Annotated in this window: 11 protein-coding genes; 5 read left to right on the top strand and 6 right to left on the bottom strand. The window is 63.8% G+C overall.

Features of this window, described 5'->3' with window-relative positions:
• Positions 1-45: 45 nt before the first annotated feature.
• Positions 46-588: a helix-turn-helix domain-containing protein gene (locus RFM68_RS05650; protein ID WP_430694821.1), complete on the bottom strand. Its 543-nt coding sequence runs from the start codon at positions 586-588 to the stop codon at positions 46-48.
• Between the two features lie 280 nt (positions 589-868).
• On the opposite strand from RFM68_RS05650, the gene RFM68_RS05645 reads away from it, so the two are divergent.
• Positions 869-1,573: a nitroreductase gene (locus RFM68_RS05645; RefSeq protein WP_320231711.1), complete on the top strand. Its 705-nt coding sequence runs from the start codon at positions 869-871 to the stop codon at positions 1,571-1,573.
• A gap of 27 nt (positions 1,574-1,600) precedes the next feature.
• Here RFM68_RS05645 and RFM68_RS05640 read toward each other — a convergent pair whose 3' ends face one another.
• The 5 genes from RFM68_RS05640 to RFM68_RS05620 all read right to left on the bottom strand — a co-directional run bounded on the left by RFM68_RS05640 (position 1,601) and on the right by RFM68_RS05620 (position 8,378).
• Positions 1,601-3,043, bottom strand: coding sequence for an MFS transporter (locus RFM68_RS05640; RefSeq protein WP_320231710.1), 1,443 nt, complete (start codon positions 3,041-3,043; stop codon positions 1,601-1,603).
• Between the two features lie 197 nt (positions 3,044-3,240).
• Positions 3,241-3,828 carry a sarcosine oxidase subunit gamma gene (locus RFM68_RS05635; protein ID WP_320231843.1) on the bottom strand — a complete coding sequence of 196 codons (588 nt, stop codon included), beginning with the start codon at positions 3,826-3,828 and terminating at the stop codon, positions 3,241-3,243.
• Between the two features lie 7 nt (positions 3,829-3,835).
• Positions 3,836-6,829, bottom strand: a complete 2,994-nt coding sequence (locus RFM68_RS05630) for a sarcosine oxidase subunit alpha (protein ID WP_320231709.1) — start codon at positions 6,827-6,829, stop codon at positions 3,836-3,838.
• Complete coding sequence (locus RFM68_RS05625; RefSeq protein WP_320231708.1) at positions 6,826-7,104, bottom strand: sarcosine oxidase subunit delta; 279 nt, start codon at positions 7,102-7,104, stop codon at positions 6,826-6,828. The genes RFM68_RS05630 and RFM68_RS05625 overlap by 4 nt, the downstream gene beginning before the upstream one ends.
• A 14-nt stretch (positions 7,105-7,118) precedes the next feature.
• Entirely contained in the window at positions 7,119-8,378 is a 1,260-nt protein-coding gene (locus tag RFM68_RS05620) for a sarcosine oxidase subunit beta (protein WP_320231706.1), read from the bottom strand.
• A 192-nt stretch (positions 8,379-8,570) separates the two neighbouring features.
• Between RFM68_RS05620 and RFM68_RS05615 the strand changes: the two genes are divergently transcribed.
• The 4 genes from RFM68_RS05615 to RFM68_RS05600 all read left to right on the top strand — a co-directional run bounded on the left by RFM68_RS05615 (position 8,571) and on the right by RFM68_RS05600 (position 14,798).
• On the top strand, positions 8,571-11,060 hold the full coding sequence (locus RFM68_RS05615; RefSeq protein WP_320231705.1) for a mechanosensitive ion channel family protein: 2,490 nt from the start codon (positions 8,571-8,573) through the stop codon (positions 11,058-11,060).
• A 427-nt stretch (positions 11,061-11,487) separates the two neighbouring features.
• Positions 11,488-11,751, top strand: coding sequence for a hypothetical protein (locus tag RFM68_RS05610; RefSeq protein WP_027167119.1), 264 nt, complete (start codon positions 11,488-11,490; stop codon positions 11,749-11,751).
• A gap of 261 nt (positions 11,752-12,012) precedes the next feature.
• On the top strand, positions 12,013-13,446 hold the full coding sequence (locus RFM68_RS05605) for a UbiA family prenyltransferase (RefSeq protein WP_320231704.1): 1,434 nt from the start codon (positions 12,013-12,015) through the stop codon (positions 13,444-13,446).
• Positions 13,446-14,798 (top strand): FAD-binding oxidoreductase, encoded by a 1,353-nt coding sequence (locus tag RFM68_RS05600; protein WP_320231703.1) that lies wholly within the window; start codon positions 13,446-13,448, stop codon positions 14,796-14,798. Before RFM68_RS05605 ends, RFM68_RS05600 begins: the two co-directional genes overlap by 1 nt.
• Positions 14,799-14,832: the final 34 nt, after the last annotated feature.

Raw genomic sequence — 14,832 nt, 5'->3', positions numbered from 1 at the left:
GCCGTGTCCCAAAACCGCTGAACACTTTTGGGCGGCATGCATTGCTCAATATACCGGCGGTGAAACCACCCAGATGACGACCGCCGGCTCGGCGCCTGGATTGCGCCAGCGGTAGGTTTTGCCCTCGAAGCGGAACGAGTCGCCTTCGCCAAGCCGATGCCAGACGCCCGCTATCTCGATGTCGAATAGTCCGGAGGCTATGTATCCAGCTTCCTCGGTCGGCCGCAGCGCGGCTGCCTTCATTTCCGCGCCGGGCGCGAACACCGAGCGCACCATCTCGAAGCTACCGCTGAGATCGGGCGACAGAAGCTCCTCCACCAGGCCGGATTCACTTGTACCAAGCACTCGGCGACGGCCGGCGCGCACGATCACGCCGCGTTCCTCTTCGACAGGCACTTCATGGCTGAAGAACAAGCTGATCGATACGCCGAAGAGATTGGCAAAAGCTCTGAGATCGCCGAGCGAGGGGATCGAGAGGCCGCGCTCGACCTGGCTGACCCAGCCGACCGAACGGCCTAGTTTGAGGGCGATTTCAGCCAGCGTGAGGCCGCGTGCCTTGCGCAGCGCACGGATGTCGCCGGCCAGCAGCCGGTCGCCATTGTCCTGCTCCGATTTGGTTGCGGTCGGGTTCAAACGCTGCTTGTGAAAAAATCTGGATAAATTTCATGAGAGAGCATATTCATGAAAAAATCAAGAGGATTTTCATAGGCCACAAGATTTACTTGCGCGATTTCGGCGGTTGATGCAAAGGCTCGCGCACGAGCGGCGAGTGGGGCGTCCGGTCGGGACAAGTTTTAGCTTATAGTCTGCGGATGGTCGTTGAGGAAACCGGGGTGTGGGTTTCTGACCATGCCCAAAGGGACGGCCCATGCTTGAGAAGAACATCCGGATCGCATCGGATGCGGAGATCGTCGATGAGGCGATCATGTCGCGCCGCTCGGTGCGCGCCTTCCTGCCCGATATGGTCGACGACGACACGATCCGCGCGATCCTGGCGGTCGCCGCGCGGGCGCCGTCCGGCACCAACATGCAGCCCTGGCGCGTCTATGTCATCAAAAGCGAGGTCAAGCAGCGCATCAGCGACGCGATCCTCAACTCAGGCATCCGCGCCGAAAAGGCCGAGTGGGACGAGTACCGGTATTATCCCGATCAGTTCTTCGAACCTTACCTCACGCGTCGCCGCGCCAACGGCTTCGGCCTTTATGGTGCGCTGGGCATCGGCCGGCGCGAGGTCGACAAGATGCGGGCGCAGCACGACCGCAATTTCGTCTTCTTCGATGCGCCTGTCGGCATGATCTTCACCATCGATCGGAGGCTGAACCAGGGGTCGTGGATCGACTACGGCATGTTCCTGCAGAACATCATGGTGGCGGCGCGGGGCAGGGGGCTGCATACCTGCCCGCAGGCGGCCTTCGCGCCTTATCACCGGCAGATCCGGCCAGTGCTCGACATTCCGGACGAAGAGATCGTCGTCTGCGGCATGGCGCTCGGCTACGAGGACACGTCGAAGCCAGAAAACGACTTCCGCACCGAACGCGCGCCGATCGAGGACTGGGTGACGTTCGCGGAATAATGCGGGCGAAGTCGATCCGTCGAGAGTCTATTCCGTGCTCATATGCGCGCCGTGGCCGCTGATATGGGCGCCGTCCTGCGGCGTTAGCCTCAGATACGCCGACAGCGCGCAAAGCGTGATCAGCCCTTCGATAACGAACAGGATGCGATAGTCGTTGATGCCGGCCTTGCCGCCGCCGGCAAGCAGCGACAGCAGTGCGGCCGCGAGGCCGACGCTGATCGCCACCGCAAGCTGCCACAGGATGTAATAGAGCGCGCTGAAGCGCGCGAGATGCTCCGGCGCGATGTCCGAATAGGAGAGATTGCCGGTCGAAGCCCATTGCACCGAGCGGAAGACGCCGAAGACGAAGATGTAGGCGAGCACGATCCAGGCCGGCAGGCCTTCATGCATCAGGGCAAAGCCCGCGACCAACAGGGCGACGATCGGCGTGTTGGTGACAAGCACGCGCTTGAAGCCGAAGCGGTTCAAAAGGCGCGGCATGAAGAAGCGCATTATCAATGACCCTATCGCGGCGACGAAAGTCAGCGAGCCGGCCTGCACTGCGCTCATGCCGAAGCCGAGCTGGAACATCAGCGGCAGGAGGAAGACCACCGAGCTCAGACCGATCGTGTCGAGGCCGCCGCCGGTGAGGAAGCTGATCCGGAAGGTCCGGATGCGCAGCAGCTTGAGGTCGAGCAGCGGATTGCGGGCGCGCAGGCAGTAGAAGGCGGCCACCGTCAGGATGACGATCGCCAGGCCAAGCTCCAGCGCCATGCCGATCGCGGTCGCATCTTTCGCGGCGACCGAGTCCATGCCGAAGACCAGCAGCACCATGCCGCTGCCAACGAGCAGGAAGCCGGGAAAATCGAATGGCGTGCGCACCGGCTTAGTGGTCGTTGGAAACAGCGAGGCGGCCAGCAGCGCCGCGGTCAGCGCGATCGGGATGTTGATATAGAAGATCCAGCGCCACGAGACATAGGTGGTGAGCGCGCCGCCGACGAGCGGTCCGACCAGCGGTCCCGATTGCCCGGCCAGCGAGATGTACATGTTGATCTTGAGCGTGCGGTCGCGCGGGAAGCTCGACAGGATCACGACCTGGCCAAGCGTGCCCATCAGCGCGCCGCCGCAACCTTGCAGGGCGCGCGAGCCGACCAGCATCCAGATGTTTTCCGAAAGGCCGCACAATGCCGAGGCGCTGGCGAAGACGAGCAGCGCGAAGCAATAGACGTTGCGCAGGCCGAAGCGGTCGGCCAGCCAGCCGCCGAGCGGCATGGTGACGATGAGGCTGGCGACATAAACGGTGATCAGCAGGCCAAGCTGGCTTGGCGGACGATCGAGGCTCTCGCCGATGCCGGGCAGCGCGGTGACCACGACGTTCTGGTCGAGGCTGGTCATGAACACGCCGCAGGCGACGGTCGCCGGCAGCAGCATCGACGGGCCGCTCGCCGGAGCAAAGCGGGTGGTGACCGTCGCCGAAGTCTCTACAGTCATGGGAGGGTATGGTCGAACTGGTTGCCTGAGCGGACGTTTGCCCTGGCAAACGCCGATGATTCCTTATCTATCGTCCGTGCTGGCCCAACCCTCAAGCAGCAGTTGTAGCCGTCCATAGTGCCAGATACCGGCTGGACCAATTCTGGTCCTGGAACAGTCTGCAATCCCGGGCGCAAACCGCTGCGCCTGGAATTGCTCTACTGCACCTCGTAGCCGACTTCTTCGCTGGCGTGGCACAAGGCCTTCCAGAACGAGCGCGCGAAGGAGCGGAAAACATAAATGTCGAACTGGTCGGCGCCGCTGCGCTGGATCTGGGCGAAGATGTCATGGTGGTTGGTTGAGCGGCCGGCGCCGAGCGGGAAGGCAGGCAGGGCGAAGTCGATGGCGAAGAATTTCGCCATCACCCACTCGGCCTTCGGACCGGCGATGCGGATCGCGGTGCGGCCATGCGACAGATCGGTCAAGGTGCCGATGGCCGGTGTGATCACGCCGGCAAAGGCCGAGGCCAGGCCCTCGCCCTCATCCACCACGGTGAATTTTCCCGGCGCGAAGCCGAAGACGGCACGAGTGCCGTTGCTCACGCCGCCGCCGGCGCCGTCGGGCAGGGCAAGACCGGTGACGTTGCGGATGGCCTCGATCAGCCCCTTCTCTTCGCCCGGCCATGCGGCGAGCTGCAGGATCGAGCCTGGCCGGGTCTCGGACAGGATGACATCGATGCCATGTTCGAAATTACCATGCGAGCCCGGATGATATTCCGGCTCGAGCGGCGAGAGGCGTTCGGGCAACTGGTGCTCAGCCATGCATGCGGCTCCCGTCCGGATCGTAGAAGTGGTTGGAGACGATCTCGATCGGCCCGAATCGGTTGCGCAGCGGATCCGAGACGAAGGCACGCGTGCCGTGGCGCGCCTTGCCGCCCTCGACCAATGCAAGTGCTATGTATTTGCCGAGCGCCGGCGAATAGCAGCAGGCGGTGATGTGGCCGAGCGAGTCGTGCGGATTGGCCTCGTCCAGTTCCTCGACGATGTGTCCGCCACCGTTGAGCGGCCGATTGTCGAGCGCGATCAGGCCGACCAACTCGAGCCGGTCGGATGCGATCAGGCCCTCGCGGTCCATCATGGCCGAGCCGATGAAAGGCTTCTTCTTCGACAGCATCCAGTCGAGATGGAGATCGCGCGCCGTGGTACGGCCGTCGATCTCGGCGCCGGTGACATGGCCCTTCTCGATGCGCATCGTGCCCAGCGCCTCGAGCCCGTAGGTGACCAGGCCGAAAGGCTTGCCGGCCTCGATCAAGGCTTCCCAGACGCGTGTGCTGTAGCCGGCGCCGGAATAAACCTCGAAAGCCATTTCGCCCGAGAAAGACAGCCGGCAGATCATCACTGGGATGCCGGCGACCCGGCCATGGACGATGCCCATGAAGGGGAGGGCGGCGTTGTCGACGGCGGTGCCGGTGACACAAGAGGCGAGGATAGCCCGCGCGTTCGGTCCGCCGATCGCAGCACCCGCCCACTCATCGGTGACGGAGGTTACGGTGACCTTCAGCTCCGGCCAGATGACGTCGAGGAAATATTCCAGATGCTGCATCACCTTACCGGCATTGGCGGTGGTGGTGGTCATCAGGAATTCCTGCTCGCCAAGCCGCCAGGTAGTGCCGTCATCGAAGGCAAGCCCATCCTCGCGCAGCATTAGGCCGTAGCGGGCTTTGCCGATGGCCAGAGTGGAGAACATGTTGGTGTAGACGCGGTCGAGGAACTCGGCCGCGTCCGGTCCTTGCACCGCTATCTTGCCCAGCGTCGAGACATCGACGATGCCGGCGCTTTCGCGCGTCGCCCTGGCCTCGCGGACATAGGCCTGCTCAACCGTCTCGCCGGCAAGGCCGTAGATCATCGGGCGATACCAAAGGCCTGCCGAATACATGGTCGCGCCGTTGGCCATGTGCCAGTCATGCATCGGCGTCAGCCGCTCCGGCTTCAGATCGCCGAAACGCTCGGCCGCAAGGGAGCCGATAGAGACCGCCGTGTAAGGCGGGCGGAAGCGCGTGGTGCCGACTTCGGGAATCGGCTTGCCAAGCGCCTCGGCCATGATGGCGAGGCCCGGCACGTTGGAGTTCTTGCCCTGGTCGGTCGCCATGCCGAGCGTGGTGTACCGCTTCAGATGCTCGACCGAGACGAAGCCTTCGCGATGCGCAAGCCGCACGTCCTCGGCCGTCACGTCGTGCTGGAAGTCGACAAAGCTCTTGCCCTTGGCCTTGATCTCGAAGACCGGCGCCGGATCAGGATCGCCGGGCGCGGCCTCGACAACGGGAAGTGGGGCGGAGGATGCAGCCGCGCCGGCGGCCTGAAGACCGGCGGCGCGGCCCTCGGCGATGGCTTCCGCGGTTGAAAAGCTGCCGGTGAAGGCGCCGGCGCCGATCCAGTGCTGGGTCGGCTGCGGCGGCAGGAAGGCCTGCCGGGCCGAATCCCATTCAGCCTTCGCGCCGGCCTGGCTGGCGAGGTGGATGGTCGGCGACCAGCCGCCCGACATCAAAAGGCCGTCGGCATGGATGCTGCGATCGTCGCCGCTGAGGGCACCGTTCATAGCGTCGAAGCGTTGCACCTTGAGGCCGGTGAGCGCCTTGCCCCCCTCGGTCGCTACCACCGCATGACCGGCAAGCAGTTCGGCCTCGGCTTCGCTCGCCAGCTTGCGCATCTCGTTTGAGACGTCGCTTCGGACATCGATGATGGCGACGATCGCGGCGCCGGCCTTCTTCAAGGCAACGGCCGAGCGGTAGGCGCTATCGTTGTTGGTGAAGAGCGCGATGCGCTGTCCCGGCAGCACGCCATATTCAACTGCGTAGCGTTCGGCCGCATGCGCCAGCATGACGCCGGGACGGTCATTGCCCGGGAACACCAGCGGCCGCTCGAAGGAGCCGGTGGCAAGCACCACCGTGCCTGCGCGGATCGCCCAGTAGCGCTGGCGCGGCTCGCCTTTGGCGGCCGCTTCCTTGTGGTCCGTCACTCGCTCGAGCGCGGCAAGCGTGTTGCCGTCGTAATAGCCCCAAACCGTCGTGCGCGGCAAAAGCCGGACATTGTCATTGCCTTCGAGCTGACCGACGGAGCGCTGAGCCCAGTCGGCCGCTGGCACGCCATCGATGGTCTCGCCCGACCAGTTGGCGGAACCGCCGAAGTGGGCCTCGAGATCGGCGAGGATGACGCGCGCGCCCTGGTCGGCGGCAGCCTTCGCCGCCATCAGGCCGGCCGGGCCGGAACCGACGACCAGCACGTCGCAGAAGGCGTTCATGCGCTCGTAGCGCGATGGATCGGGCGCGGTGCCCGCTCTGCCAAGGCCGGCGGCGCGACGGATGAAATGCTCGCAGAACATCCAGAAGCGCGTGCCCTTCAGCGGGCCGATCACCGGACCCATGAAGGTTTTGTAGTAGAAGCCGGCCGACAGGATCTTGCCGCCGAGCTGGTTGATGGCGCCGATGTCCCAGGCAAGCGAGGGGGTGCGGTTCTGGCTGACGGCGACGAGCCCGTCATAGATCTCGACCATCGTGGCCGCGATGTTCGGTTCGCGCACTTCGCCGCGCAGCACCGTCACCAGCGCGTTCGGCTCCTCGACGCCGGCGGCGAGAAGGCCGCGCGGGCGGTGATATTTGAAGGAGCGTCCGAACAGCGTCACGCCATTGGCGAGCAGCGCCGAGGCCAGCGTATCGCCGCCATGGCCGGTGTAGGGCGCGCCGTCGAAGGTGAAGCGGATGGTGCGTAGCCGGTCGATCCGGCCGCCGGTTTCGGTACGACGCGGGCTCAAGACCGGCCCTCCGTCCTGTGTCCGCCGCGAGCGAAGGCAGTGCGTAGAACTTCATGCGTGATGGTGTTGCGCACGACCCGCAGATGCGCGCGGCAACCGCCGGAATGCTGCCAGATCTCATTGTGATCGCCGGCCGGGTTCAGCCGGTCGTAGACATAGGCGTTCCAGGCGTCGAGATTCTGCGAGGCCGGCTGCGGCCGCTCGCGGTTGCCGTCGCCCTGGTAGGTGAATTCGATGACGTCGCGCGGGCCGCAATAGGGACAAGTGATCAGCATTTTTATTCCAGACCTTAATGCAGCCTGGGCGTCGCGCCCTGGCCTTTGTCGTCGATGACCAGGCCGCGGTAGAAACGGTCGAGCGTGAAGGGTGCGTTGAACGCGTGCGGCTCGTCCTTGGCAATGGTATGCGCAAAGCACCAGCCCGAAGCAGGCGTCGCCTTGAAACCGCCGTAGCACCAGCCGCAATTGAGATACATGCCGGGCAGGGGGCCGGTGGTGATGATCGGCGAGCCGTCCATCGTCATGTCGCACAGCCCGCCCCAGGAGCGCAGCATGCGCACCCGTGCCAGGCCGGGGAACAGCGCGACCATCTCGCTCATCACCTCATCGACGATCGGCAGGCTGCCGCGCTGGGCGTAGCTGTTGTAGCCGTCGAGGTCGCCGCCATAGACGAGGCCGCCCTTATCGGACTGCGAGATGTAGAAATGGCCCATGCCGAAGGTCAGGATCGTGTCGATGATCGGCTTCAGCGATTCCGAGACGAAGGCCTGCAGCACATGGCTTTCGATCGGCATATGCGAAATGCCGGCAAGCTGCATGACACGACCAGTGCTGCCGGCAACCGCAAGCGCGACCTTCTTGGCGCGGATTTCACCGCGCGTCGTCGAAACGCCGGTGATGCGACCGCCGTCGCGCAGGAAGCCGGTGACCTCGCAATTCTCGATGATGTCGACGCCGCGGCGGTCGGCGCCGCGCGCATAGCCCCAGGCGACGGCGTCGTGGCGGGCGCTGCCGGCGCGCCGCTGCATCAGCCCGCCAAGAACCGGGAAGCGCGCCGAACCCGAGATGTCCAGCGCCGGCACGAGCCGCTTGATCTGGTCGACGCTCATCAGCTCGGCATCGACGCCGAGATGACGCATGGCGTTGCCGCGCCGTGCGTAATCATCGAGCTGGGCAGGCGTGTGCGCGAGGTTCAGGCAGCCGCGCTGTGAGAACATGACGTTGTAGTTCAGGTCGTGCGAAAGGTTCTCCCACAGCTTCATCGAATGTTCGTAGAAGCGGGTGTTCTGCGGCAGGAGATAGTTGGAGCGCACCGCCGTGGTGTTGCGGCCGACATTACCGGAACCCAGCCAGCCCTTTTCGAGCACCGCGACATTGGTGATGCCGTGTTCCTTGGCAAGATAATAGGCTGTCGAAAGGCCGTGGCCGCCGCCGCCGATGACGATCACGTCATAGGAAGCCTTAGGGTCCGGCTTGCGCCAGGCGGGCTTCCAATCCTTGTTGCCGGTCAGCGCGTTCTTGAGCAGCGAGAAGGCTGAATACTCCGCCATTCTTCCTATCGTCCTTATGATGCGAGGCGGCAGACTATAGAGCAGGCTGGAAGCGCAAAGCCAAGATTGCGCCATCGCTTTTCGACAGGCCGACTCTCGCCGACACGATCGGGATGGCTTGCCGCCCGATATGCCGGTCTCTATCAAGGGCGGCAATTCGAGGATTTTCGACCGCGAGTCGCCAACAACGTCATGTTCTTCCGACTGCTACGCCTGATTCTGGTCGTCATCGTCGCTGTCTTCGGGCAGCCGGCGATTGACGCGTCGGCTCAGGCGATCGGCCATGGTTCTTCGCAACTCATCACCGACCAGACGAAGGTCATCCAGGACCTGACCGCCACGACCGACGGCCTGGAGAAGAAACTGAGCGACCCCGACCAGGACGATGCGGGGCTGGTCGACATCCGGTTGCAGCTCGAGGATATTTCGCGCGCGGCGCTGAACAGCGCGCTGGCATTCCGCCAGCGCCTCGCCGATATTAATGCCCGCGTTGAAGTGCTTGGACCGCCGCCGACGCAAGGGCAGCCGCCGGAGCCGGAGATCGTCAGCAGCGAGCGTGCCGCGCTTTCCTCAGAGAAGGCGGAGATCAACGCGGTCATTGCCAGCGCGCAAAATCTGTCGATCCGAGTCAACGGGCTGGTCGACAAGATTGCCGTCATGCGCAGCGAACTTTTCCGCAGCGTGATCACCAAACACTATGATCTGACCGATGCGCTAAGCCCGCAGGCCTTTTCCGACGTGCATGATCAGATCACGGGCCTCTACAAGGCGGTGTCGTCCTGGCTGAGCTTCGCCGTCAAGTTCAAGTTCCAGGCGATCCTTGCCGCGACGCTTATGGCGCTGGGGCTGGCAGCCCTGCTTCTGATCGGCGGCAGGCGCCTGTTCGGCCGCATATTCGAGGCCGATCCAACGGTCGAGGATCCGTCCTATCTCAGCCGGCTGTCGGTGGCCTTCTGGTCGACGCTGCTGCCGACCCTGGCGCTCGGCGTCTTCTTGGCCTCGGCTGTGTTCTTCTTCAATTATTACAATGTGCTGCGTGGCGATATAGGCACGTTCCTCAACGCCTTGCTGACCGTGATCGGCATGGTGTTCTGCGTCAACCGGCTGACCAATGCGGCGCTCGAGCCGCGCCTGCCCAACTGGCGCCTGATCCCGGTCGCGACCGGTCCGGCGCGCTGGCTCGTCGGACTGACGACCGCCATGGCGCTGGTACTCGGCTTCAATTACTTCCTGTCGGTCGTCAACGAGAAGATGGGTTCGCCGCTTTCGCTGACCATCGCCAGGAGCTTTGTCGCCACCATCATCGTCGGCGTCATCCTGATCCTGATGGGGGTGCTGCGGCCGTTCAGGGCGGCCGACGGCTCATGGCGTCCCTGGCCGGCCTGGCTTCGTTTCATCGCCATCGGACTCGGCCTGTTCACCATTGCGGCTGCACTGCTCGGCTATATCGGCCTGGCGCTTTTCGTATCATTCCAGGTCGTGGTGACCGGCACGGTCCTGGTAACGGCCTATATCGGCTTCCTGTCGGCACGGGCGATCGGGGAGGAGGGCGGCTTTGCCGACACTTCGGTAGGGCGATGGCTTTCGACAAATTCCAGCTACGAGGATACCGCCCTCGATCAACTCGGCCTGGTGGTCAGCATCGCCATCAACCTGATGATCGTGCTGGTGTTCCTGCCGCTGATCCTTTTGATGTGGGGTTTCCAGCCCGGCGATATCGAGGCCTGGGCCTATAAGCTGGCGACCGGCGTCACGATCGGTTCGGTGACCATCTCTTTCCTCGGCATCCTCAGCGGCATCGTCGTCTTCGTCATCGGCTATTTCCTGACACGCTGGTTCCAGGGCTGGCTGGACGGCTCGGTGATGGCGCGCGGCAAAGTCGATGCCGGCGTGCGCAACTCGATCCGGCTCGGTGTCGGCTATGCCGGCGTGGCGGTTGCCGGCCTGGTCGGCATCTCGGCGGCGGGCATCGATCTTTCCAATCTGGCGCTGGTTGCCGGCGCGCTTTCGCTGGGTATCGGCTTCGGCCTGCAGAACGTCGTCTCGAATTTCGTTTCCGGCCTCATCCTGCTTGCCGAGCGGCCGTTCAAGGTGGGCGACTGGATCGTCGCGGGCGACGTCAGTGGCACGGTGCGGAAGATCAGCGTGCGCGCCACCGAGATCGAGACCTTCCAGCGGCAATCGGTGATCCTGCCCAACTCGAACCTCATCAACAATGCGGTCGGCAACTGGACGCATCGCAACAAGCTCGGGCGCGTCGATATCAAGATCGGCGTCGCCTATGGCAGCGACGTCAAACGCGTCCATGCCGTCCTGACGGACATCGCGCGCGCCCATCCGATGGTGCTGAAGAATCCCGAGCCGTTCGTTCTCTTCGCTAATTTCGGCGCGGCCGCGCTCGAATTCGAAATCCGCGTGTTCGTGGCCGACATCATGAACGGCAGCGTCGTGCAGAACGATATCCGCTTCGCCATCTTCGCCATCTTCGACGAGGAGCGGATCGAGATCCCGTCGACACCGCGCGCCGTGATCGAGACCAAGAAGCACGAGGCATGGCCGATCGACGACGACAAGATCGAGGCCGAATTCGCCGAGCGCCAGAGGCTGGAAGCGGAAGCCACGGCCGACCGGGAGAGGCTCGCCAAGATGAAGCGGAAGGGCCGGAAGCCCGATCCGGGCTGAGGTGCAATCGATATTCAGGTGAGGCCGGCCTGCAAATGGCGGCTTCCTGCGCTTCCGGCCTTCGCCGGCCGAAGCACTCACGAGTAGCGCGGTCAGCTAAATTAAGGCTACGGCCGGCGTAGGCCGGTGCTCACGTACTTTTAGTACGCTCCGCTCCGGCCTTCGCCGGCCGAAGCCCTCATAAGTGTCTCCGCCCTATGAAGGCTACGGTCGGCGTAGGCCGGTTCTCGGATGCCACCGTTTTCGACTCGGCCTGACCTGAATCTCGATACACCTTAGGCGACGGTTCATCCGACGCCGAAACCGATTGTGGCATGAATGCGGCATTCAGTTGCGGTTCAGGTAACATCTCATATAAGCTTCGATGCAAAGGGCGAAAATGCCTTGCAAATTTGAACAGAGGCGGTGTGCAAACACCGGAATTGCAATGTGGAAGTCTGTCGTTGCCGCAATCGCTTTGCTGGCCCTGGGCGGTTCGGCTTTCGCCGCCAGCGCGATCAACAGGGACGCTCAGACGCGGACCCTCGTCGTGACCGAAGGCGGTGCCAAGAGCGAGCTGACGCTTGCTGCCGGCGAGACGGTGGAGTTCTGCTCGAACGGCTGCTTCGTTACCCTGCCCAATGGCGACCTCGAAGCCCTGACCGGTTCGGAAACGGTCGAAATTTCGGGCGGCGCGGCCCGTATCAAGTAATCCGTCGCCACAGATTGGCGCTGCAAGATTGGCAAAGGCCGGACCGATGTCCGGCCTTTTATCGTTTCCGGTAGCCGTCGCTTAACGATGACGCCGGAAAACCGGTACGACTATGCGTTGCAACCGGGCGTTTTAACGTTCGCTGCGTCATCCCCCGCTATATCCAACCCGAGGACGCCGGCACACGGCGTGGGTTGAATTGGCGCGTGGTCCTTTCCGAGATCGGAGTTTCGGGATCCTGCGCTCGATCGGGGCAGGACAATGGACGCGAGGTCGGACAGGAACGCAATTCCGCTTGCGGTCGATCTCGACGGAACGCTGATTGCAACCGACCTTCTGTGGGAAGGCTTGTTCATCCTGCTCAAGAAAAACCCGCTGTATTTCTTTCTCCTGCCGCTCTGGCTGATCGGCGGCCCGGCGCGACTGAAGCAGGAGATCGCCAAACGCGTCGACATAGATCCAGCCTCGTTGCCCTACCGTCAGGACTTGCTTGAGCGATTGCACACCGAGCGTCGAGAGGGCCGCAAGATCGTGCTGGCGACGGGAACGCCGCGCAAATTCGCGGAAGCGATCGCGGCGCATCTCGGTATTTTCGATCATGTGCTGGCAACCGACGGCCCGCACAACATGACCTCGGGAAAGAAGTGCGCCGCGCTGGTCGCCGCCTATGGCGACGCGGGCTTCGACTATGCCGGCAACAGCCGCCACGACCTCAAAGTGTTCGACGCCGCGCGCAACGCGCTCGTCGTGGCGCCCGATCGCAGCGCCCGGCGCTGGCAGGCAGCGCATGACGCCGAGGCCATGCCGGCGCCGAAGCCGACGCTGAGGACCTACGTCAAGATGCTGCGCATGCATCAGTGGCTGAAGAACTCGCTGATCGCGGTGCCGATGGTGCTGTCGCACGAATATTTCAACCCGGACATGATCTGGCAGTGCCTGCTGGCGTTCGTTTCCTTCAGCGCCGTGGCGTCCGCCATCTATATCCTCAACGATTTCTTCGACCTCGCGCTCGACCGCAAGCATCCGACAAAGCGCAACAGGCCTTTCGCCAGCGGCGCATTGTCCATTCCATTCGGCCTCGGCGCGATTGCCGCGCTGCTCGCGATCGGCGTCGCCGCGAGCCTCTTCCTTCCGATCGAATTCCTTGGCGTGCTTGCCGGCTATATGGCCGCCACCACTGCCTATTCGCTGTCGTTCAAGCGCATGCTGCTGGTCGACGTGCTGACGCTTGCGGGCCTCTACACCATCCGCGTGCTGGCGGGAGCCGCCGCCACCGGCGTCGACGTCTCCTTCTGGCTGCTCGCCTTCTCGATCTTCTTCTTCCTGTCGCTGGCGCTGGTGAAGCGCTTCGTCGAATTGCGCACCACGGCGATTCCACCGGGCGAGCGCATCGCCGGCCGCGGCTATCGCACCGAGGACCAGGAAATCGTCGCCCAGGCCGGCATGGCGTCCGCCTTCTCCTCGGCGCTGGTTCTGGCGCTCTATATGGACAGCCCGGCGGTGCGCGAGCTCTACCCGCATCCGTGGCTGATATGGCCGCTGGCGCCGATCGTGCTCTATCTCACGATGCGCGTCTGGATACTCGCCCGGCGCGACGAGATGCATGACGATCCGGTCGTGTTCATCATCCGCGACTGGCGCAGCCAGATCGTCGTCGCCATCGGCGCGGTCTTTCTCGTCGCCGGAGGCTGGTGATGGGTCACGAGCGCTTCGGCAGCTTCGGACTGGCGACGCCGCCGGCGCGCAAGGCGATTTCGGCGGATGAGGCGATCGCGCTTTTGAAAAACGGCACGGCCAGGCCGGGATCGCTGCTCGGCTACGGCAATGGCCGCTCCTATGGCGACAGTTGCCAGAACGATGCCGGCATGGTGGTCGACATGCGGCCGCTCAACCGCATCCGTTCCTTCAACGCCGAGACCGGCGTGCTCGAAGCGGATGCGGGCACGCCGCTTTGCGACATCATCGCTTATGCCGCGCCCCACAGCTTCTTTCCGGCGGTGGTTCCAGGCACGCAGTTCGTCACACTGGGCGGCGCGATCGCCAACGATGTCCACGGCAAGAACCATCATCGGCGCGGTAGCTTCGGCTGCCATGTCGAAGCCTTTACGCTGCTCAGGTCCGATGGCCGGACCTATCGCTGTTCAGAGACCGACAATGTGCGCCTGTTCAGGGCAACGATCGGCGGCATGGGGCTGACCGGGCTGATCGTTTCGGCATCGATCAAGCTGATGCGCGTGCCATCGCTCGACATCATGGAAAAGGCGACGCGGTTTCGCGACCTCGGTGAATTTTTCGATCTTGCCGAGGCGGCCGACCAGGCCAACGAATATGCCGTCGCCTGGATCGACCAGCTTGCCGGCGGCCACGGCCGCGGGCGTGGCCTTTTGTTCACCGGCAATCATGCCGAGCACGGCTCGCACGCCGCCGCGCATGCCGGCAGCCGGCTTTCCGTGCCGGTGCAGCCGCCATTCAATGTCCTCAACCGGCCTTTCCTAACTGCCTTCAACGCGGCCTATCGTTGGAAAAAGGGTAAGTCTCCGGTTCCGCGCCAAACAGGCTATCAGGGCTTCTTCTTTCCGCTCGATGGCGTGCGCGACTGGAACCGGCTGTACGGGCCGCGTGGGCTTTTCCAGCACCAGAGCGTGGTGCCGGAGACCAATGCGCGCCGCGTTGTTCCGGCGCTGCTCGATGCCGCACGGCGGGCGGGGCAAGGGTCATTCCTGACGGTGCTCAAGCGCTTCGGCGATGTCCGCTCGCCGGCGCTGCTGTCGTTCCCGCGGCCGGGCTACACGCTGACGCTCGATTTTCCCAACCGGGGCGAAAGGACGCTGCGGCTGCTCGCCGAGATCGACCGCATCACCGTCGAGGCGGGTGGGGCGGTCAACCCCTACAAGGACGCCCGGATGGGACCTGAGACTTTCGCCGCGTCGTTCCCGCAATGGCAGTTGCTGGAGGCGCTGCGCGACCCGACTTTCCTGTCGAGCTTCTGGACGCGGACGGCCAAGAGACTGGATATCGGACAAGGGAGTGCTGAAGCCGCGGAATAGATAAAACTTGAATAAATCATGGTGAACGAAATGT

The sequence above is a fragment of the Mesorhizobium montanum genome, from assembly GCF_033977145.1.
GTDB lineage: Bacteria > Pseudomonadota > Alphaproteobacteria > Rhizobiales > Rhizobiaceae > Mesorhizobium > Mesorhizobium montanum.
Note: the sequence above shows the minus strand (reverse complement) of the source record. Positions and strands in the feature narration are given on the sequence as shown.